We start from the raw sequence: 22,549 nt of genomic DNA, 5'->3' as shown, positions 1-22,549 counted from the left end.
ACCTGTTATCGATGCGAATCATTCGGAGATCACTCATGTCGGGAAAACGCCATACAAGCTTATCTCTTTTGCTCCTTACCATCGTCTATGTGCTGCTCCTCTTTGCCGGAGGTTCGAAGCTGAGCGCGGCCTTCCACATTCCTCATGACTCTTCCGCCGTTAGCTTCATGGCAAAGAACAGTTGGGCGATCAAGTGGGGTTCCTTCTGTGAATTAATTTCTGCGCTCTCACTCGGCATCTTCATGGCTGCCTGTGTCAGCCGTCTCCGGTTGCTTGGCATTCGGGCTGTGGGAGTACAAATTGCTTCCTTCGGCGGTATTGGAACGACCACGATGCTGACCTTCTCCGCCCTGACGAGCTGGTCTCTTACCAGGCCCGGAGTTGCGGAAGCCAGCGGTGCGGTGACCGCACTGCAGGCGCTGACCTTCGATGGAGGTGGGCCTGGTTTTGCTGTCTTCCTGGGGCTTTTTATCGTCGGGGTATCCGTAGTTGCGGGTCTCAACAAACAAATCCCGCATTGGCTTATGTGGCTCGGCATCGTGGTCGCGACCTCATGCGAACTGGCTTCCCTCACGGTACTGACCTTCACGGCTGGCTATTTCATTCCGGTGGGCCGCTTTATCAGCATCGTTTGGATGATCGGCATTTCGCTAAAGCTGCCGGGCAGCACCGCTGACAAGTGGTCAAAAGACCCGTACCGGACATCCATGCAAGCTACAGAAGCCTGATCTCTCTGTCTAAGATCCTGAGGAACGATACATCGGCTTCGCGCACCTGATGAACTGCTCCCCACTGTGCGAAGTCAAGTTGCCGAATGACCGGCATCGGCGGCGCGCCGTCGTAGCTGTAGGTGTAGACAAGATGGTGCTCAAAGTGGCCTCGCTAAGAAATATGGGAGAGGCAAAAGCACCTTATCACAAGTCTTTGGTCTCTTTGGTTGTTACTGAAGTGTGCAGGTCTACAAGAAGTGGAATACAGGAATTATCTTGCACCAGTGGTGCAGCCTAAATCCTGTTTTCGGTGCAGAATTATTCCGGCAGCCACACGTCGCATTGGCGTAGTAATTCCCTGAACTTGTTGAACTGGCCTCGCACTTCAAGCGGCAGTGGAAAGATCTGTCTTCTTTAAGCGAATCGTCGCATTGTTGACGAGCGGTTTCGCCCAGAACCCAACGCTGAAAATAAAGCCGAAGGTCAGGTAAAGAAGGATCAGTCCATTTCTCAATCCAAATTGATCGCCAATTCGCCCGATGACAGCTGGCATCACAGCGCCGCCCATGATCCCAGTCGCAAGAATGCCTGTGAAAGAACCGTGGTACTGCGCAACCGAATTGAGCGCCAGCGAAATCAGGATCGGCCACATCACCGAAGCGAACAAACCGACCAGTGGAAAGGCGACAGCCGATATTCCGGCAGGACCGAAAAGCGCCAGAGAAAGAAAGCAGAGAGCGCCAGTGGAAGCTCCAATCAACACGCGCCGGCTATCGAATACCTTCAGCAGCAACACTCCGGCCAGACAGCCGGAAGTCATCAGCCCCCAGAACCACGAGACCGCGCGAGCGCCGGTAGTATGAGGATCAAAGCCGTGATACTGGCTGAGGAACTGCGAAATCCAGTTGGCTGAACCCTGTTCGCAACCGACGTAGGCAAAGATGGCGAGGAAATACAACCACACCAGCCGCTTGCGTATCAGGCTTCTGTACATCTCGAGCGTGCCAGGGCGTTCCTCATCCGTATGCTGGACGCGTGGAAACCTCGACACGCACAGCACCAGAACCATCGCAACCGCAATCGCGCTGAAGATCCAGTAGAGGGAGACCCACGGTAACGCAGCAGGAGTGATCTTTCTCAGCCCTAGGAGCAGCAGGTTCGAATCCTGCAAGCTGGGACGCAGGTTCAGTACTAAATAGGAATAGATATGCGGACTAATAAACGACGCGGTACCAAAGAACAGCTGAGCCAGCACTTCGTTGAAGGCAAAGTGTTCTTCTCCGCCTGAGACGCGCAGTAAAGGATTGATAGCAACCTGCAGAATCGCCATTCCCGTGCCAATCAGAAACAAAGAAACCACCGCCACTTTATAGGTCGGAAAGAGCGCAAAACTGATGGAGCCAATCGCTGCGGCCACAAAGGCCCAAATCATCACAGGCTTTTCCCTGAAGCGCTCAACCAGGAATCCAGCCGGGATCGACATCACTCCGTAAGCAATGAAGAAAGAGAAAACCAGAAATCCAGCGGCGGTCAAACTTACACGGAAGTTACTGATGATATCCGGCACGATCGGCCCGAGGATATTCGTGAGCAGAGATATGACAAAGAACGTAAGCAGGACCAGGAAGACCATGTATCGATTTCGAGCCATACACTATCCTGAAAATCCGATCATTGGCAGACGTGCTTCCTGTCCAGTGCGAACCGATCCAATTGCCTCATAGATAACTCAACTATGTTTCACTCACTTTTGATTCCATCCTTGTTGAAGACGTACTTCCGCCGGTCTGAAGTCCGTAATCATCTTCGACGATGTAGGAAGCAAAGCGGAATGAGTCACAATCGACGCCGGCAAGCTGCGCCAGGCGCTCTGCCGCAAGTTGTGCCGGGATAACGTCCGTCAGGAACTGCCAATGCACAGGTGATCGAGGAAGCTGAAAGATCAGGTCCGCGGCGTCTTTTGGTAAGTCGTGACCGGTCAGCATCACCGAAGCGCCTAAGTCTCGCAAGTCATGTGCTACCGCCAGGTCTTGGTCGCGCATCTGCTCTCCGTCGATCCAGATTGCGATTCGCACGTCCTTCATCATCACTTCCTGCGGTCCATGCCGAAAGCTACCAGTTCCCATCGCGGTTGCCGGCAATTTCGCACCCTCTTCCCAAAGAAGGCCGGCCTCATAAGCGCTTGCCAAGCTAGAGCCGCGTGCCATGAAGTAATAAGGCACACCCGGCAGGAGCCACGAGGTATCCGCCAGCAGGTCCCGCCACTCTGTGATGCTCTTCGCCGTCTCGGCAACAGTAGAGGAGAGCGCAGCTGCGATGTCCTCATCGAAAGAACTTACCGCTGCACTGGCTATGGATGCTGCCGCAACCGCCAGTGCAGAATAAGTATTCACAGAGATGCCGTGGTCAGCTTTGACCGGAATCACCAAGGGGATCTCGGCCTCCTTCGCCAATGGACCATCTTCAAAATTGGTTACACCGATCACAGTCGCGCCAGCCGCGCGGGCCTTGGCCAGCAATTTCACAATCTCAATGCTTCGACCGCTGCGAGAGAGAACCAGGATCGTTGCATCCGAAGGAATTTTGCTGAACTGCAGCAACTCTGCTGCGTCGAGCATATACACAGGCAGACCGCCGGCATGGAAGATCGATCCTGCACTCAACGCTGCGTTCCAACTGGCGCCGATTCCGGTAACGTAGACGTGGCGAGCGCTACGTATCACGTCCGCCGCTGATTCAAGCAGTTTTCGTTCTGTCCCGTTCAGATGATCGATCACTCGCAGCAGCTCATCAGGCTGGCGGAGTATGTCCTGCAAAAACCGGGTCATTCAGTCCCTCAACACTGCTTATCTCTGATGAAACCTAATCCAAGGAGTCTGAAGAGTCGTTTGCACCACCCTGTCTGGACTCTCCAGAATTCTCAATGCGAAGGCACTTACTGTGATGGCGTAATCACGATATTGCGAAAGGCGACGTGACCCTTTTCGCTGCCTTGCAGGTAGATCGGCCCGGGCATTCCTTCGTGACTGTCCACCGCGCCTCCTGTAATACCGGGGATCTCCTGGTTATCGATGACCGTCTTGCCGTTCAGAACAACCGTGACTCTGCGCCCAATCAGAGTGATATCGAACGTCTGCCAAACATCCGGCGTGCGAGCCAGTTCCGGGGACGGAGCAAGAAAACCATAGACTCCTCCCGTATGGTGACTTGGCGGCTCTGCTTCCGACTCAGTCTCAATCTGCACCTCGTAGCGGCCACGGATATAGACTCCGCTGTTCGAATCCTTGCCGCAGTTAAATTCAAGATGCAGCTTGAAGTCCTGGAACTTCGTGTCGCTGATCAGCTCGGGACCGTTTCCGGGGCTGACAAGGTTTCCATCCTTCGCTGTCCACACAGGCGGACCAGGGGCGCTCATCTTCCATCCGGTCAGGTCTTTTCCATTGAATAACTGAATTGGCTTACCCCACTTCGGTTCGCCTGTTTTCACAAGAGCAGGCGCCTTTACCCCAACCCATTGCCATGTCTTCCCGTCCGGACCATTGACTGTGCCTGTCAGCGTTTTGCCTGTCAGCCTAGCTTGAAATACCAGGTCTGTCTTGCTGCCTTCTTCGTCTTTTGGAGAAACAAAGGTAAGCTGGCCATCCGACACCTCAACTTTGGGCAAGGGCCTTGCATTTCCCCAACGGCCAACCATCTGCGCCTTCAGTTGGCCATCTTCCTGCCGTATCTCCAGCCATGAAGGATAGTCTCGATCTGGAGACTTCAGGGTAAGATCCCACCGTCCAAGAAAAGGCCCGGCTGAAGACGAACTGCTACCGGAACTCGCTGCCTGGGCACGCATCAAGGTGCCGGCAAAGATCATTGCAATGGCTGTAACTGTGATGAAGCCGATCCTCTGCAATTTCACGAAATCAGAACTCCTTTGCTCTTGGCTTGACCTGTGGAATGAACTTGATGAGCCGTGAGAACTCTGCTGGTGAGTTCCACTCATCCAAGCGATTTGATCGTCTGAGAAGTCTCATCCCAGCACACCGGATTCTTACGGAAATAGGACTCATTCGCAAGGTGACAAGCCAATGCTGCGTGGTGACCGAAAACTGCATCCTGCACAACCGGCTTGCGCGACCGAACCGCTTCGAAGAACTTCCAGAGATGCGGCTTGAGGTCGTCATAGTCGTTTCCGTTGAAAGTGATCGACTCCGGTGCGGGTTCCTGACCAGGTATGGGATCGTGCTCCTCGTGCCATTGCTTGACGTAGGCGTTCCTCATGCTGGCTGGAAACGATGCTGAGTAGTAACTTGGAGAAAGATCGACCCCAGCCTGCGGGATATACGTAACACTGAACTCGCGGAGTTCGATAGCACCTTTGTGTCCCTGAAAGCGCGTGACTTCGGTGGATTCACAGGCGAGCGTCAACCGCATATACACAGGGATGCCGCCGTATTCAAAGAGAACGGGATGCACGTCCGGCATATTGCGTCCGTCCTTCCATTGATAAATGCCTCCAAATGCCGACACTCGCTTCGGAGCCTCATTGATGCCCAGGACAAACTGCATGCCGCTGATCAGATGAACGAGCAGGTCTCCGGCAACCCCCGTTCCGTACTCCTTCCAGCAGCGCCAGCGTGCGAAGACCTTTGGATCCAAAGGTATCTTCGGCGCTGTTCCCAGCCATGTATTCCAATCCAGGTTCTCGGTCGACAAGTCCGGTGGAGGAGGATATTCCCAGGCGCCATTGGGATCGTTGCGCCCGTAAGTTGCTTCGACCAGATTCAGCTCTCCTATCGCGCCCTTCTCATAGAGTTCCTTCGCTTTCGCGCAAAGAACTGAGCTCGTGCGCTGCGCGCCTATCTGAACAATTCGATCCGTCTTCTTCGCAGCCGCGACCATCGCCACTCCATCCGCCGGATTGTGGGACATGGGCTTTTCACAATACACATCCTTGCCTGCGGCCAGGGCATCAACCACTACCTGTTTGTGCCAATGATCGGGAACAGCCACAATGACCGCGTCGATATCTTTTGAATCGAGCAGTTCCTGATAACGGCGGGTCGTCCGGATTGGTTTACCGACGATCTCCTTTGCGAGTTCGTGGCGGCCGTCGTATAGATCGGCTGCGGCTACGCACTCCACTCCGCGAAGCTGCACGGCTGTTGTCAGCAGTCCTGAGCCTTCCATCCCAACGCCGATGATTCCAAAACGAACCCGATCACTTGCAGGAACCGCTTGCGATGCGGAAGGAATTGGCTCGGCACTAAGGAAGTTGGATCCGGAGATCAGAGAAGCACCCGCGACGCCGGCAGTAGTCTGCAAAAAATCGCGCCGCGAAAAGAGCGCCTTATTCATAGTTTTGATTCTCCTCGATGATTTTCAGGACTTGTGCAGTCTGCCCATACAAGGTCCGTGGCCATTACAAGCTTTCGCGCTAGGGATTTTCAAGTTCTTATTTGCTGGAAGCGATTCTCAAGGCTGACTGCCTCAAATACTTGCCATCTACAATGCAACCAGAGCCTGCGGTGAATTTTCCGCGTGCAGATCCTGTTGGGAGTGATGATGCGCAAGGTGGAGTGGAGCGATCGGTGGATTGGGTGGTCGGCTGGGTTGTTGATCTTGTTAGCGGTGGGCGCGGCAACTGCGTGGACGCAAGCAAGTGACAATGTGGGAGGCGATCCGGCGGCGCTGGTGAATCCGCTGATCGGGACGACGAATGGAGGCAACGACTACCCAGGCGTAACATTGCCACTGGGCATGTTTGCGTGGAGCCCGGAAGAACCGCGGAACCGTCCGCGGCAGCAGGTGCAGGGCGTGCCCGGGTCGATGCACGACGACCGTGGGCGTCCCGCGGCTCCGGGCGGCTATGAGTATTCGGCTAATCGTATCAGCGGATTTTCATTAACGCACCTGATGGGCACGGGTTGCGCCGGCGCCAGCGGTGATATTCCGTTTATGCCGTATGTCGGCGAGGTGACCTCATCGCCGGCAGACGATGCAGGCGCAGAAATTTATGGCAGCACATTTTCACATGACGAGGAGACGGCAAAGGTCGGCTATTACAAGGTTAAGCTCGCGAATGGCGTGACGACGGAATTGACGACCACGCTCCGCACCGGGTCGGGACGCTTCACTTACCCCGCAGGCAAGCCGGCGGTCATGCTCGTGCGTACCGCGTATTCCGAAACCGGAAGCACGGACGCGCGTGTAAAGATTGACGCGGCAAACCGAACAGTTTCAGGATCAGTGACTAGCGGCAACTTCTGTGGATATCTCGGCACCGCCGACCGCCGTAGTTACTACACGCTGTATTTTGTGGCGCATTTCGATGCGCCGTTCTTGAGCATTGGCACTTGGCAGGATTCGGTCGCGCGACCGAAGTCGAAGGAAGCGCACGGTGGCACGACTTACGGCCCAAAGGGATTCGTCCCCCCAGGAAAGGGATCGGGCGGATGGATGGTACTCGACACTTCAAAGTCTGCAAGCGTAGGTGTGAGCGTTGGCATTTCGTATGTGAGCAAAGAAAATGCCGAGGCGAATTTGCGCGCAGAGAATCCTGCGGGAACCACGTTTGAGACAGTGCGCGAGACGGCACACGTAGCCTGGAAGAATGCGCTGAGCCGCATCGAGATCGAAGGCGGCACGCATGACGAGCAGGTGGTCTTCTACACTGCTCTCTACCACACACTCATGGGCGAGAACCTGTACAGCGACGCAGACGGCCACTACACAGGCATGGACGGAAAGGTGCACACAGTCGCTGCACCGCAAAAGGCGCAGTACAGCACCTTCTCCGGCTGGGATGTGTACCGTTCACAGTTACAATTACTGACTTTGCTGGAGCCCGAGATAGCCGGAGACTTCGCCCAATCATTACTGAACCAAGCGAACCAGAACGGAGGCGAGTGGGACCGCTGGACGCATAACTCGGGAATCACCCACGTCATGAACGGCGACCCGGCAGCACCGGCGATTGCCGACATTCTGGCCTTCGGCGGCACAAACTTCGATACGAAGGCCGCCTACAAATCGCTGTTACAGGCGGCTATCGTGCCAACTGCACATGACCTGAGCAATGAGGGATGCGAAGTCGAGTGCGTGGGGCAGCGACCCTCTCTCGATCAATGGTTAAAGCTGCATTACATCCCCGTAGGCGCAAATGCCTGGGGGCCGGCAGCAGACACTCTGGAAGACGCTACGGCGGATTTCGCTGTGTCGGAGCTGGCGCGCCGCATGGGCGATGACACAACGCGCAGACAGTTCCTGGAGCGGGCGCAGTACTGGAAGAACATTTTTAACCCGCAGGCGACGCCGGAGGGTAGCTATATCCAGAATCGCAATGCCGACGGCACATGGCCGAAGTTTGATCCCGCGTCCGACGATGGCTTCGTGGAAGGCAGCGCCGCACAGTACCTGTGGATGGTGCCCTTCAATGAGAAGGGGCTGTTCACAATGCTGGGCGGGATGGAAAAAGCGAGCCAGCGCTTGAATGCATTCTTCTACAACCCGGATGGCAGCCTGGCGGTAACACAGTCCGGCGGCCTGCACGCAGAGTTGAGCAACGAGCCTTCCATTGAGACGCCGTGGCTATTCGATTTTCTGGGGCAGCCGTGGAAGACGCAGGAAGCTGTGCGCCGGGTACTGAACACCATCTGGACAAACTCCCCAAAGGGCATGCCTGGCAATGACGACCTGGGTGAGATGTCGTCGTGGTATGTGTGGTCAGCGATGGGCATGTATCCGGAGATTCCAGGGCGCGCGGAACTAGTGCTTGGGAGTCCGTTGTTTACGGCGATACACATCCGGCGCGCCGCAGGCGATATCGTCGTGAAAGCGCACGGTGCTGGAACCAATGCACCTTACGTGCAAAGCCTGAAGGTGAATGGAGAGAGCACGATGAAGACCTGGCTGCCAGAGAATTTTGTGGAGCACGGCGGGACGCTGGAATTTGAGCTGAGCGGAACACCGGATAAGCAATGGGGAACCAAAGCCGAAGATGCGCCGCCCTCGTTCGAGCCATGAGACAGGAATCTTCAATCGGCACCATGACAAATAGTAAGCAGGGTCAACTTACCTTCAAATATGTCGTATAGGGCCGCTCACCTAATGACGTAAAGGACAGCATCGTCATTGGGCCACTTGCCGAATCCACCCGCCACTCACGTTGGCTCATGCGTTTGGCCGCGAGCAATTCTGCGCGTGTCACCTTGGGCAATGGCCCGTCCTGATCCTGCTTCACAGCCATCAGCACCAGCGGTCCTTGTAGCAGAGCTACCGTTTCAGCGTGCCGCGCATCAATCATCTCCAATCGCATTTTCAGCGGGAGTTCAAGCTCAATGCGGTCACCAGTCTTCCACTCGCGGCGTATTGCTGCGAATTTTCCGGGAACTGAGATCCCGGTTTTCCTGAACCCATTCACTGAAATCGACGAGCCCTCCGCCCATGCAGGAATGCGGAAGTGTAGCGTTAATTCTGTCGGCATTGAGCTTGTAACCGTAAAAGTTACATGATCCTCATACGGGTAGTTGCTCTCTTGCGTGATTGAGAGACTAGCCCCATTTTCGGCCCATCGCAGCGTCGAAGGCACATAAAGATTCACATATACAGCTTGGGGGCCGCGGAAATAGGCGTTGATTTGGTAATCTGCTGCCACCTGCGGCAGCGTGCCCGAGCAGCATGCCCAGCGAGCCTGCTTATAGACGCGCTTCCCATCAAAGTTGTAGTCGGCATAGTAAAAGTTCTCACCATCACTCTGCAAAGGTTTCGCTCCTAACACGGTGTTGTACATCACACGCTCCATGCTGTCGCCGTAGCGAGAGTCGCGGGTTACCCGCAACAGATACCGCGTGAGCTTGAAGTGGGCGTACGAACCGCAGGGAGTCTCAAAGCTGTGGTGGGTGTTCGTCAAGCTGTCGAATACATCGTTGCTGTCAGGCGCACGCAATGCCTCATCCGGCCCCCACCCACCTGTTGCGTAGCTCTGCTCCTGCAACATCGCAAAAGCATTCTTCGCCGCGTGCAGATGCTTTTCGCTTCCCGCAACCAGGTAAGCCATCATTGCCGAGCTTAGCGAGTTCACATAACTATACGCATGCCTGCCCTTCAGCACGTTTTCATTTCGCGAAAGCGGATCAAACCAGGTCTCGTCATCAAGGTACTGTAGTCCGAGATCGTAGTACCGTCGCCCAGCGCCGCGTTGGTATGCCAGGAAGAGATTCTCCGGCATTGTGTACGATTCGTCCCATGTCCATGAAGCATCGTCCTTGGGCTTGTCTGTTCGCCAAGGGACGTCGTGCTCTACGGCATGTCCAGGGAGGTGTGGCAAGGCTGTATTCGTTGTTTGCTCTAGAATTGATAGTGCTGCTGGATCCTTCACGTATGTGTGCGAATCGAGCAATCCTAGCAACAGCTTGTCGTAGGTGTACGCTGGAAAGCGATTCTTAGTGTAGAAATCGTCGGTGATAGTTTGCGCGTATAGCTGGTTTAATCTCAGTACTTTGTCTCGCGTCGCCTGATCGCCAGTAATGGCGAAGACGCGAGCTAACGCAGATACCCATTGTCCAAATGTGCACGCAGGCGCAAACCCTGTATCAAAACCTGTGCGATAGTCATAATCGGGATTGTATTGGTACCATCCACCGAGATCCTCGCCGGGTGCCGGCATTCCAGACATCTGCCTGAATGGCTTCAGTAGACTGTCTTCACTCAGCTCCATTAACACCGCATGGGTGTTCATCAGTTGCGACTCGGGCAGGTCGCTCGAAATCAACACGTCGCCGTAGCTAAACTCGGCGAGAGGCGCGATTGTCGTCTCTGCTCCCCAGGCATTACGGCCGGATAATCTGCCGGCGAACGCTCCAGCCGCAAGAGAACCTGTCTTAAGAAATCGTCTGCGTGAAATTGGCGCTGGTCCCTGTAATCTGATTCCCATTTAGACATCATGCAACCTCATCAGCACGGCTGTCACGTCAGCAATCAACTTGTCCAACGTAATCAAGGTCGAAGCAGCCCATCTTATATCTTCAAACGCTCTTCTTGAACGATGATTGGCCGTTGCAGTCTCCTTAGTTTTGGTAAACGGAAGTTCAATAGGTCGAAACTCCTCTTTCGCAGCTACAATGGTCCATCGTCGGGAGCAGCACTTCCGATTCTCTAGATCGGAGCTTTCAATGAGTCTGCTGGCTAACTTCAAGATTCGGACCAAGGTTCTAATTGCCCTGCTCCCGCTGGTCGTCATGGTTATCGTAGGGGCGACGTATGCATCGATCGAAATGCAGAGAATCGACGGTTGGTACAGCAACCTGATCAACAACGATGTCAAAGCACTTCACGATCTGACCATTGCTCGTTCACTAAGCACTCAATTCGGGCTTCTCCTGTATAAGGAGATTGCAGAAACTGACGTCGACACGATGGAGGTGATCGACGCGCATCTCGAAGAGACTGTGACACAATTTCACGAGTCCGTCGACGAAGCGAAGCGTGCCAGTCTAAATCTTGGAAGCACGATTGACGTCGCTACTACCCAATTCGATCTGGTGGTCTCTGATTCACGGCCTGTACGAGCCGCAACCTTGGCCAGTGACAACGTCAAGGCCATGCAACTGATGCGTGGGAAATTAGACCCTGAATTGCTCAAGGCCCGACAAGCTCTGATCCAGTTGGATGATGGGTTGAGGTCGACACTTGACCAACGATCGGAGGAACTCACTCTTAGGACCCATCGCACAATTCTGTTCACGTGGATCGTAATAACACTTGGTCTGACCGCATCCTTTATTCTTGCGCTCACGATCGTACAGGTCGAGGTGGTGAAGGTGGTGTTATCATTCCGCGGCCGCATTCTGGATGTGGTGGCTGGACGTCTGGATGAACCAATCACCAATCTCCACCGCCCCAATGAGATTGGCGAGATGAGCCGTGCCTTGCAGGCCTTGCAGGCCGCCGCCCGAGAGCGCGAGACGCAGGGATGGGTCAAAGCTGAGGTCGCTGCCACGGTTGAGCGACTGCAATCAGCAGACGACTCAGCGGAGTTCGCTACAATCCTGCTCTCGCGGATCTCGGAGTCGTTCAATCTCCTGTATGGCGCGTTCTATCTAGCTGAACAAGACCGTGCGCGCTTCGCTCGCGTCGGCGCATTCGCAACGGATATTTCGACAAAACCGCGGGAGTTTGCGCTTGGCGAGGCCCTGGTGGGCCAAGCCGCTATCGAGCGACGTACCCTTCAGATTGCTTCGACGACGGATGAGCCTCTCCAGGTTTCTGCAGGTGTCGGGATCGTGACGCCTGCGTGCGTCCTCTTTGTACCGGTGATCAATCAAGACGCTGTTCTGGCTGTTATTGAGTTGGCGCCTTCCGTCGCAGTGTCAGCACGCCAGCAGGCGCTTCTCGACGCGCTCTTACCCACCGTGGCGCTCAATACCAAGATCCTTCTCAGCAAGCTTGAGACGAGGAAACTGCTGGAACAGACACGTGTACAGGCTGCAGAGCTGGCAGTTGCGAAAGAAGCCGCAGAAGCGGCCACAAAAGCCAAGTCGGATTTTCTGGCCAACATGAGCCATGAAATCCGAACACCGATGAACGCCATCATCGGCATGACACATCTTGCTTTGAAGACCCAACTATCTCCTAAGCAGGAAGACTATCTGAAGAAGGTGAAATCTGCAGCGCAGGCGCTCCTTGGGATAATCAACGACATCCTCGATTTCTCCAAGATCGAAGCGGGCAAGCTTGATATCGAGAAGACAGATTTCAGGCTGGAAAACGTCCTCGACAATCTATCGACGATTGTTGGTCAGAAGGCTCACGACAAGAACCTCGAATTTTTGATCGCACCACAGCACGACATCCCGCCCAATCTGATCGGCGACCCACTACGCCTTGGACAAATTCTGATCAACCTCGTAAATAACGCGGTCAAGTTCACCGAACGCGGCGAGGTGCTAGTGACAGTTGCTCTGGAAGAGCAGCTGGCAGACCGCGTCAAGGTGAGGTTCTCAGTCCGCGACAGTGGCATAGGCATGACACCCGAGCAGAGCGCTCGCCTGTTCCAAGCGTTCGCGCAGGCGGACACCTCGACGACGCGAAAGTACGGCGGCACCGGGCTCGGGCTATCAATTTCTAAGCGCTTGGTAGAGATGATGGAGGGTAACATCTGGGCCGAAAGTGAGCCTGGCGTAGGCAGCACCTTTCATTTCAATGCCTGGTTCGGCATTGGAACCGCAGAGAAACACAAACGCTTCATCCCTGATCTGGCGGGTGTTCGCGCCCTCGTTGTCGATGACAACGCACAGGCGTGCGAGATTCTGACCGATGCACTACGCGTATTCGCGCTCAAAGCTGAATCGGTTTCGTCCGGGGAGGATGCCGTGCGGGAAATCGTGGCCGCAGATTCTCAGGATCCTTATCGACTGGTGTTGATGGATTGGCACATGCCAGGGATGGACGGTCTGGAGGCGAGCCGCATCATCAAGCGCAGTGATCGGCTGCAGCACATTCCAAAAATCGTGATGGTGACAGCATTCGGAAGAGACGACATCCGGGCGAAAGCGGAGGAAATTGGAATCGACAGCTACTTGCTGAAGCCTGTCAATTCGTCGCTGCTCTATGACACTCTTGTCGATTTGTTCGGTGTTGCGGGGCCCGAGGAGCACCGTTCTCTCGCGAGAAAAGACGACGCCGTTTTGCACGACGCGACCGGCATCCGGATCCTGCTGGTTGAAGACAACGAGATGAACCAGCAGGTTGCCACGGAATTGCTGGAGAGCGCCGGAGCAATCGTAACCTTGGCCAATCATGGTGGAGAAGCAGTAAAAATCCTGACTGAAGGCGATCGGCCTCCGCCATTCGATGTGGTGTTCATGGACCTGCAAATGCCCGAGATGGACGGTATCACCGCAACCAGGCTGCTGCGGAGTGATCCACGTTTGCAGAAGTTCCCAATTATCGCAATGACCGCTCATGCTCTTGTTGAAGAACGCCAACGCTGCCTCGATGCAGGCATGAACGATCATGTGCCGAAACCGATTGATCCGGATACCCTGTTTTCCACTTTGCTGCGATGGGCAAAACCGCGTCCAAAGCAAACCGCCGAGGCGCAAGAAAAAACCGTAAGCACCCCTGATGAGGAGAGACTACCGGAGATCGCAGGCATCAATATGGCGGACGGCCTGAATCGCGTTGCGGGTAACAAGCATCTCTACCGCAATCTGCTGATGCAATTTGCCGCGAAACAAGGCGACGCCGCCTCCGAGATTCTGGCTGCAATTGCGAGCGGGGATCTCAAGCTGGCGGAACGCGTCGCTCATACGGCGAAAGGCGTCGCCGGAAATCTTGGAATAACCGATGTCCAGTCTGCGGCTCAGAACCTGGAAAAAGCAATTCGCGACGGAAGTGACTCGGTCCTCCCACTGCTCGACGAGTTTGCAGCAATCCTTGGAACTCAGGTTGACATCATCAAGCGCGTATTGCACGAACCGCAGTTCAACAAAAGCGACGAAGTGCAGCCGCCGTTCAATGGAGAAGCGACAGCTGATGCGATCTCTCAACTCAAAAGCCTGCTCCAGGCAAGTGACGGAGCTGCGGAAGAGGTATTTCATCGTCTTCAGGAAGCGGTTGGAGTAGTTGTGGAGAAATCCAAACTAGATGCGTTAGGCGCTTTCATCAGTGAGTTTGATTTTGAGAAAGCGCTCGTAACGCTTGATGAGATCACTGACGATGTGAGCGCGAAACGGGAAGTGAAATGAATCAGCCAGATCAAAAAAAGACCATTCTTTTGGTAGATGATGCTCCGGCCAACATTCAAGTCGTGAATTCAATTCTGAAAGACACATACAGAATTCGGATAGCGACCAACGGTGCGAAGGCACTTGAACTAGCCAGCACACTACCTTATCCGGATCTCATTCTCCTCGACGTCATGATGCCTGAGATGGACGGGTACGAGGTATGTTCGCGATTGAAATCAAATCCGGATACAAAAGATATCCCTGTGATCTTTCTTACGGGGCAAACCGAGATTGAAGATGAGACAAGAGGCTTCCAGGTCGGGGCGGTCGATTACATTCACAAGCCGTTTTCACCGGCAGTTGTGATGGCGCGCGTGGAAACTCATCTAGTGCTCCGCGGAATCCGCGAGCAACTCGCGCAGCAATTGAAGACGATCCAAAAGGAAATGGAGACCGCGCGGGAAATCCAGCTGTCAATTCTTCCAACGGAGATCCCAACCCTCGAAGGCCTGGAGATTGCTGCTCGCTACATTCCCATGACATCGGTCGCAGGCGACTTCTATGATTTCATTATTGTCGACAAAGAACGCATGGGGATTCTGGTTGCCGACGTCTCTGGACACGGTATGCCCGCCGCGCTCATCGCTTCAATGCTGAAGATTGCACTGGCCGCTCAAGTTGCACATGCTGCCGATCCAGCCCGGGTATTATCGGGTTTGAACGAGACGCTGTGCGGCAAATTCCAGCATCATTACGTTACAGCGGCATACCTTTTCGTCGACATGGCAAAGAAAACATTAAAGTATGCAGGCGCTGGACACCCTCCCCTGTTGTTCTGGAGTGCCTCCTCTGATGGGATACGATCCATAGAAGAGAATGGCTTGTTTCTCGGCAAATTTCCATGGGCAACGTACTCTTCTGTTGACCTGCCCCTTAAGAGCGGCGACTGGTGCCTGCTTTACACCGACGGTATTCCGGAAACTACAAATCAATTGGGTCTTGAATTCGGCGCAGAGCGCTTCAAGCAATTCCTTGCAATGGAACAGAGCCCAGATGCAAATCAATTTGCAGATCATTTGCTTCAGGAATTATCTCGGTGGGCGGCTCGTGGTCTGAGCGAAGACTTGGATGACGATATTACCATGCTGGCAATTCACGTAACTGGCAACTGAGTACACGAATCAGTGTCACTTGGAAATTTCTTTAATAAAAACGAGCTCTGAAGGATTCGAAACAGGAAGAAACACTTGTGCGCCGTCTCTCATCAGTTCGCGACCTGAAAGACGATGGTCTTGGGAAGTGTGGTCTTGAAATGAAAGTTGATATATCCCTCCGGTTTCAAGCCTTGTAATACAAATGCGTGCCGTGGCTCGTCAGTTGATGATCCATGAAAGGCAAAGAGGACACCCTTGCCATGCACGCCATCGAAATATTCGGTCCCATCCCAGTGAACACCATCAGGTCGAGGCGAAACGTGATAAAGATCAGCTTCTCTGATCAGGGGTCTCAGCTCTGATTTATAGGGCGCGATTGCTTTACGAGCGGTTGCATGCTCTTCCGCATTCCATGCCGTATCAAGCATCAGCGTGAACCACCCCATCATGCCGCTACGCAACACATATCGAAAATTATCGATGGACGCCGTTGGCCATTTTTCAACGTAGGTTTCGAGCATTGCCGGTGGCAGAACATAGCTCGCATCGAAAAAGGCTCGCCGGTTCGATAACGGATCATACGAATCCGAGATTGAGAAATAGTCCCCGTTCGCCGCGCTGCTAAAATCCACCATTCTGCCACCATCATTGCAGATTTCAAGAAGCAGGTTTGGGAACAGACTCCGAAGCTGAGACTGAATGTCATAGTACGCCAGAGTCGCATGGTAACTGACATCCGTGGCATTCGAACTATCAGCCCAGAGATGGCTAAGAGAAAGAACAATTGCTTGATCGTTTTATTCATCGCGAAATTCAGACTCTCCGCGTTTACTGTTGCCATCCCCCGCCGAGTGCATTGTAGAGTTGCACCAGCGCCAGCCGCTCATTGAGCTCTGCTTGGGCCAAAGCGATTTGAGCGTTGAAGTATCGTGTGTCACTGTCTAGTACTTCCAAGTAGCTCGTGACGCCGCCATCATAGCGAACATTTGCTAGCCGGACGGTGTCTTGCGCCGCAACAGTCAACAACTCCTCCTGAGCACGATATTCCTGGTCCTTCCTGTACGCTATCAACGAGTCTGAAACTTCACCGAAAGCCTGCTGAATGGACTGCTGGTAGAACAGCACCCCTTCCTGCTGTTGAGCCTCCGCCAGCCTGACATTGGAGCGAAGCTTTCCGGCGGTGAAGATAGGCTGAGCCAATTGGCCACCGAAACTCCAGAAACCTGCCGGGCCTGTGAAGAGATTCGTAAGAGCTGTACTGTTATAGCCGGCTATTGCCGTTAAGCTGATATCTGGAAAGTACGCCGCTTTTGCTACCCCAATTTGCGCGTTGGCTGCAACCAGTTGTTGCTCGGCAGATTGAATATCGGGTCGCCTTTCCAGCAAAGATGAAGGTAGACCTGCGGGAACCGTGGGTGGAAAGTGGTTTTCGACTAGAGTCTTTCCACGTGTGATGGGTTCGGGGTTATCGCCCAAAAGAATGCTGATCAAATTTTCCTGCTGCTCGATCCGCCGTTCAAGATCAGGAATGCTCGCAGCTGCCGTGTAAACCAGCTGCTCAGATTGGCGTACATCGATCATGGAGGTCGTGCCGCCGGTTTGGCGTATCTCTACCAGCCGTAGTGATTCTTTGCGGGACGTCAGCGTCCGGCGCGATATCTCCATCTCAGCATCCAATTCCAGCAATTGAAAATATGCGGACGCAACATTGCTCACGAGGCTCCAGATCACAGCCTTTTGACCCCATTCTGTTGCGAGCAAGCTGGCGCGTGCCGACTCAGTTGCTCTGCGATACTTTCCCCAAAAATCCAGCTCCCACGACAGTGAAAGGTTCACGAGGTTTGAGCTGGTATTTGTCGCGTCCAGCAGTTTTGTCTTAGGTATGCGTGTGTTGGCTGCAGACGCGCCACCATAAATGGCCGGAAACTGATCCGCGCGCGTGATTCCCACCTGGGCCTGCGCCTGCAAGACGCGAGTCGCCGCAATGCGCACGTCATAGTTTTGCGCCAGTGCTTTACGAATCAAGGCTTGCAGTTGTTGATCGTCGAAGACAGTCCACCACTTTTCATCGGCAATCGACGCTGTGGTCTGAGCCGCTGCGTCGGGAGCGAGTCCGCGGTAGGCATCTGGAGCGGCGATCTGCGGACGCTTGTAATTTGGGCCTACAGTGCAGCCCGTCAGCGTTAAGACGAGGAGAACCAGCCAAGCCCTATCGATCATGGCTAGTCCCCCTCCGAGTGCGTGACGGTTGGCAAAGTAGCTGGCGGTTTTTCTTTCTCTTTACTGAAGAGGTTGCCGAAGCGTTCCACTACATCAAAGAAGACCGGAACGAAGAAGATTGCGATGACGGTGGAGGCGAGCATGCCCCCGATCACGGCGGTTCCCAGCACCTGGCGCGAGATAGCGCCTGCACCGGTCGCCGTATACAACGGCACACAACCCAAAATGAAGGCGAATGCAGTCATCAGAATGGGTCGCAGTCTCAATCTGGCGCCGGTCAGGGACGCTTCCATGAGTGGCTTGCCTTTGTCATACTCGAGCTTGGCAAATTCCACAATCAGAATGGCATTCTTGGCCGATAGTCCAATCAGCATGACTAGCCCGATCTGGGCAAACACATTATTTTCAAGCTCGCGGTAATAAAGTGCGAAGAGCGCTCCAAACACAGCGATCGGCACACCCAGCAATACGCTGAAAGGCAAGGTCCAACTCTCGTATTGCGCAGCCATGATGAGAAAGACGACGAAGAATGCCAGACCAAAAATAACAGCGGGAGAAACACCCTGTGCCGCCTTTTGCTCCTGGTAGGACATTCCCATGTAATCGAATCCCATCTGACTGGGCATTGTCTTGTGGAACACGTCTTCCAGTGCTGCCATGACCTGACCGGAACTGTAACCGGGTGCCGCCGAGGCATTAATCTGTACGCAATTGAACAGGTTGTAGCGCATGAGAAACTCTGGGCCACTGCGCGGATATGTGCTAGTAAGCGTACTCAAAGGAACCATGTCACCCGATGCGTTCCTGACGTAAAACTTGCCGAGATTCTCCGCGTTGGTCCGGAAATCGCCATCGGCCTGAACATATACCTGCCACTGCAAGCCAAAGCGGTTGAAAAAGTTAACCAGCGACCCGCCCATAAATGTCTGCACCGTTTGATACAGGTCACCCAGTTGGATCTGCTGAGTCATGGCCTTGGCGTTGTCGACGTTGACTCCAACTTGAGGAACGCTAAGCAGTGCGGTCGTCAAGACTCCCGCCAGTTCCGGTCGTTTTCGCGCTTCCTCCCAAAAGAGCCGCGCATTTTTTGCAAGAAGCTCAACACTTCCACCGGACCTGTCTTCAAGAATGAAAGTAGCGCCTCCAGAAGTGCCTACACCCGGAATGGCCGGCGGGGGGAAAGAAAATGCAATCCCCGATGGATCTTTTGAGAGCGCTTCCTGCAGATGGCGCTTGATCCCGTTGTAGCTTTCCTCTGGAGTCTTGCGTTCTTCCCAAGGCTTCAGCGAGATAAAGAAGAAGGAGCTGTACGTTGCGTTAACACCGCTTAACAGGCTGTATCCGACGACCGTGCTGACATATTGCACGCCGGGCGTGTCCATGATGATTTTTTCAACTGCGCGTGCCGCATCCGACGAGCGTTGGAGCGAAGCCGCATTAGGCAATTGCAACCCGCCGTACAGGTACCCCTGGTCTTCATCAGGTAGAAAGCTCGTCGGGATTTTCTTCCCGTAGTAGCCGGCGCCAACGACGATCAGGCCGAGGATGAGAAACGCAAAGATTGCCTTGTGGATCAGGTGCCTGCACACATTCACGTACCCGTCCGTCGCATGCCCGAAGACACGGTTGAACCCGCGGAAGAACATGCCGAGGGGCCCTCGCGCCTCTTTTCTAGGGCGCAACAACAAGGAGGCAAGCGCTGGGCTGAGCGTCAGAGCATTAAATGCAGAGAAGAGCACTGAAATCGCGATGGTGACTGCGAATTGCTTATAGAGCTGTCCGGTTATGCCGGGAACGAAGGCCGTGGGAAGAAACACCGCGGCCAGAATGAGTGCGATGGCAATGACTGGTGACGAAACCTCCTCCATCGCTTTCTCGGCAGCGTCGTGGGGATTCAACCCATGCTCGATATGGAGTTCCACCGCCTCTACGACGACGATGGCATCGTCCACAACCAGCCCAATCGCAAGAACAAGCCCGAGAAGCGATAGCGTATTAATCGAGAACCCGAGTATCGGAAAGACGACAAAGGTTCCGATCAGTGAAACGGGTACGGCGAGCAGCGGAATCAGCGTTGCCCTCCAACCCTGCAGGAAAATGTACACGACGATGATGACTAGGATCAGAGCTTCTATCAGTGTCTTGTAGATTTCGTGGATACCGGCGCTGACGGCAAGGGTCGTGTCAAGGGCTACGATGTAGTCCAAGCCCTGCGGGAACCGCCCTTTTGCTTCCTGCATCATCTTGAGGACGTTACTTCGCGTCTGCAGCGCGTTGCTGCCGGGCGTGAGGTATAGCGCGACGAGGGCCGCGGATTGTGCAGGCTTACCTTCTCCCACTACTCCCAATCGCGCTTGATACGAATAATATTGGGATCCCAGCTCGATACGCGCCACATCCTTCAGCCGCAGAATCGATCCGTCAGGCGTTGCGCGGACAACGATCTCACCAAACTCCTGGGCCGTAGGTAAACGGCCAGGAGCCCGCACGTTGTAAGTAAATTGCTGACCGGCCGGGACGGGCTCGCCTCCAATCTGGCCTGCAGGATTTACCTTGTTCTGAGCCTGGACCGCCTTCGTGATGTCAGACACGGTCACACCTAGGCTCGCTAGCCGATCAGGGTTTACCCATATGCGCATGGCATAGGGTCCCGCGCCGAATATCTGAACCTGGCCAACTCCCTGAATGCGAGTCAGCGCATACTGCAAATTGATGGTGGCGTAATTAGCCAGGAAAATGTTGTCGTATGTACCGGCGGAAGAATAGAGGTCGAGCAACATAAATGGCGCAGTCGTCCCAGGCTGCACGATCACGCCTTGCTGGGTCACCTCAGATGGCAATTGCGAGTTGGCCTGCCCGCTGCGCATCTGGGCCAGAATCTGGTCGGTGTTGATGTTGGTCCCTAACGCAAAATCTACATAGAGGCCCATCGTGCCGCCGGAACTCGCACTCAATGAATACATGTAGTTCATGCCGGAGACACCCGACATCTGCTGCTCGATCGGAGTTGCAACCGACTGAGCAATTGTCTGCGCGTCCGCACCGGGATAGGTGGCTTTCACTTGGATCATCGGGTCGGCAATCTCGGGAAACTGCGCTATGGGAAGCTCGAGAGTTGCGATCACGCCGACCAGCACCATCAAAATCGCAATGACCATCGCGACGATGGGTCGATTGATGAAGAATTTCGCCATGATCAGTTGCCTCCGCCAATGGCTGCAACTGGCACGTATGGCTTCGGATTGACGGGAATTCCCTCTTTTGCCAGCTGAGGCATTGCCGCGACGGCCAACGATAGCCTCTCAATGCCCTCGACCACAACCTTCTCGCCCGGCTTCAGCCCCTCAGTGATGACCCAATTCGGCCCAACTCGTTCGCCCACCTTTACAGGCCGAAACATTGCCTTGTTTTCAGGACTGAGCACAACAATCATGTAATCCGATTGCACTTCAATGACAGCTGGTTGTGGCACAAGTAATGCGTTGCCATTGTCAGCCACTTTGATTCGCACGCGGCCGTATCCACCTGGACGGAGCACAGCCTGCGGATTAGGAAATTCAGCGGCCATTTGGATCGTGCCGGTTCCTGTACCAACCTGCCGATTCACATAAATGATTCTGCCCTTCGCGGAATACGGGATATCATTCGCCTGGATCAGCTCGACAGGCATCTGGGGTCGACTCCCCCTAGGGAGCCTCCCCGTAATAAATGCCGTAACCTCTGGCGCAAACTTGAGAAAAAGGCTCTCGCTCGGGTTGAAGTAAGCCCAGATGGGATTTACCTGTGACACAGTCACCATCTTCGTGCTGGTTCCCACCAGATCGCCTATCTGCGAATTTGAAACGCCAGCAATGCCGTCGATTGGTGAATAGACTTTCGTCCAGGTAAGATTCAGCTCCGCGTTCGCCTGACTGGCCTTTGCGGCCTGCAGCTGTGACTGCATGGCCTGCTGGGTGGTTAAGTCGGTGTCGAGGTCTCTCTGTGCGATTGCCTTTTGGGCCGCCAGCGGGGTATCGCGCGCGACGTCGTTGTTAGCCTTGGCCAAATTGGCCTCGGCGGTACCTACCTGCGCTTTGGCCTGGTCTACCTCAGCCTCGTACTGGCGCGGATCGAGAGTAAATAAAAGCTGGCCTTTCTTAACGAAGAAGCCATTCTGATAATTCTGCTGCAGCAGGTAGCCCTGCACCTTTGGAGTGATCTCGGCATTCACCGGACCGTTCAGTTGAGCCACCCACTCCCCGTAAACAGGAACATCCTGTTGCACGACATCTGCTACCGTGACATCAGGCGGACTCGGCTTAGCCTTCGGTTCTTCTTTGGCGCAACCAACAAGCGTCGCAAGTAAAAATAATCCGATAGCCACCGAGCCCCAGTCTGGGCTCTTTACCAATTGGGTCGTCCACTTGCGTTGTTTCAAATCGAGCAGCGACGATCCATACAAGGGAAACGCACGCGTAGTCCGCATGAACACACTCCCGGTTTCTATACTCTGAGGAAGGGCACTCACAAACAGCAACACTGTTCCCAGCAGTAAGTTCGAAAACTCAGAGCACAGCCACTGAACGACTGCTGACGCAGCTAACGTATGCCTATGGGGCCCGGCAGAAAACTGGCAGAAGTGACAGTGTGTGCTCGTTTCCCCGATTGACAGCCGAGTAATTACATGATTTGCAAGTGTCTATGGTTGTAGATCCTTCAGGAAGTTGTATTACCGACATATTGTCGAGAGAACGACCGCCGATCGCGT

Annotated in this window: 13 protein-coding genes; 4 read left to right on the top strand and 9 right to left on the bottom strand. The window is 54.4% G+C overall.

The features are described 5' to 3' along the window. The first annotated feature begins 35 nt into the window (after positions 1-35). On the top strand, positions 36-728 hold the full coding sequence (locus H7849_RS01505; RefSeq protein WP_186743673.1) for a hypothetical protein: 693 nt from the start codon (positions 36-38) through the stop codon (positions 726-728). Positions 729-1,095: 367 nt separating this feature from the next. Here the strand turns inward: H7849_RS01505 and H7849_RS01500 are convergent, their stop codons facing one another. The 4 genes from H7849_RS01500 to H7849_RS01485 all read right to left on the bottom strand — a co-directional run bounded on the left by H7849_RS01500 (position 1,096) and on the right by H7849_RS01485 (position 6,056). Beyond that, positions 1,096-2,361, bottom strand: coding sequence for an MFS transporter (locus H7849_RS01500; RefSeq protein WP_186743672.1), 1,266 nt, complete (start codon positions 2,359-2,361; stop codon positions 1,096-1,098). Positions 2,362-2,443: 82 nt separating this feature from the next. Then, positions 2,444-3,538, bottom strand: a complete 1,095-nt coding sequence (locus H7849_RS01495; protein ID WP_186743671.1) for an SIS domain-containing protein — start codon at positions 3,536-3,538, stop codon at positions 2,444-2,446. A gap of 107 nt (positions 3,539-3,645) precedes the next feature. Then, complete coding sequence (locus H7849_RS01490) at positions 3,646-4,617, bottom strand: 3-keto-disaccharide hydrolase (RefSeq protein WP_251106533.1); 972 nt, start codon at positions 4,615-4,617, stop codon at positions 3,646-3,648. Between the two features lie 80 nt (positions 4,618-4,697). Continuing rightward, entirely contained in the window at positions 4,698-6,056 is a 1,359-nt protein-coding gene (locus H7849_RS01485) for a Gfo/Idh/MocA family protein (RefSeq protein ID WP_186743670.1), read from the bottom strand. 183 nt (positions 6,057-6,239) lie between these two features. Here H7849_RS01485 and H7849_RS01480 point away from each other — a divergent pair, with 183 nt between their 5' ends. Beyond that, positions 6,240-8,723: a GH92 family glycosyl hydrolase gene (locus H7849_RS01480; RefSeq protein ID WP_251106532.1), complete on the top strand. Its 2,484-nt coding sequence runs from the start codon at positions 6,240-6,242 to the stop codon at positions 8,721-8,723. 43 nt (positions 8,724-8,766) lie between these two features. On the opposite strand, the gene H7849_RS01475 is transcribed toward H7849_RS01480, so the two are convergent. Further along, positions 8,767-10,632 carry a beta-L-arabinofuranosidase domain-containing protein gene (locus H7849_RS01475; RefSeq protein ID WP_186743669.1) on the bottom strand — a complete coding sequence of 622 codons (1,866 nt, stop codon included), beginning with the start codon at positions 10,630-10,632 and terminating at the stop codon, positions 8,767-8,769. A gap of 238 nt (positions 10,633-10,870) precedes the next feature. Here H7849_RS01475 and H7849_RS01470 point away from each other — a divergent pair, with 238 nt between their 5' ends. Both H7849_RS01470 and H7849_RS01465 read left to right on the top strand, forming a co-directional pair. Further along, a complete protein-coding gene (locus H7849_RS01470) occupies positions 10,871-14,446 on the top strand; it encodes a response regulator (protein WP_186743668.1) in 3,576 nt (1,191 codons plus the stop codon). Next, on the top strand, positions 14,443-15,600 hold the full coding sequence (locus H7849_RS01465; RefSeq protein WP_186743667.1) for a PP2C family protein-serine/threonine phosphatase: 1,158 nt from the start codon (positions 14,443-14,445) through the stop codon (positions 15,598-15,600). Before H7849_RS01470 ends, H7849_RS01465 begins: the two co-directional genes overlap by 4 nt. 92 nt (positions 15,601-15,692) lie before the next feature. On the opposite strand, the gene H7849_RS01460 is transcribed toward H7849_RS01465, so the two are convergent. From H7849_RS01460 to H7849_RS01445, 4 genes are all read right to left on the bottom strand, one after another. Beyond that, positions 15,693-16,283 (bottom strand): alpha-galactosidase, encoded by a 591-nt coding sequence (locus H7849_RS01460; RefSeq protein WP_251106777.1) that lies wholly within the window; start codon positions 16,281-16,283, stop codon positions 15,693-15,695. Positions 16,284-16,410: 127 nt separating this feature from the next. Further along, a complete protein-coding gene (locus H7849_RS01455) occupies positions 16,411-17,802 on the bottom strand; it encodes an efflux transporter outer membrane subunit (protein ID WP_186743666.1) in 1,392 nt (463 codons plus the stop codon). A 2-nt stretch (positions 17,803-17,804) separates the two neighbouring features. After that, positions 17,805-20,996, bottom strand: coding sequence for an efflux RND transporter permease subunit (locus H7849_RS01450; protein ID WP_186743665.1), 3,192 nt, complete (start codon positions 20,994-20,996; stop codon positions 17,805-17,807). A gap of 2 nt (positions 20,997-20,998) precedes the next feature. Next, positions 20,999-22,267: an efflux RND transporter periplasmic adaptor subunit gene (locus H7849_RS01445; protein ID WP_186743664.1), complete on the bottom strand. Its 1,269-nt coding sequence runs from the start codon at positions 22,265-22,267 to the stop codon at positions 20,999-21,001. Positions 22,268-22,549 lie beyond the last annotated feature (282 nt).

This window comes from Alloacidobacterium dinghuense (genome assembly GCF_014274465.1).
GTDB lineage: Bacteria > Acidobacteriota > Terriglobia > Terriglobales > Acidobacteriaceae > Alloacidobacterium > Alloacidobacterium dinghuense.
The sequence above is the reverse complement of the archived record's forward strand: the minus strand, read 5'-3'. Positions and strand labels throughout refer to the sequence as shown.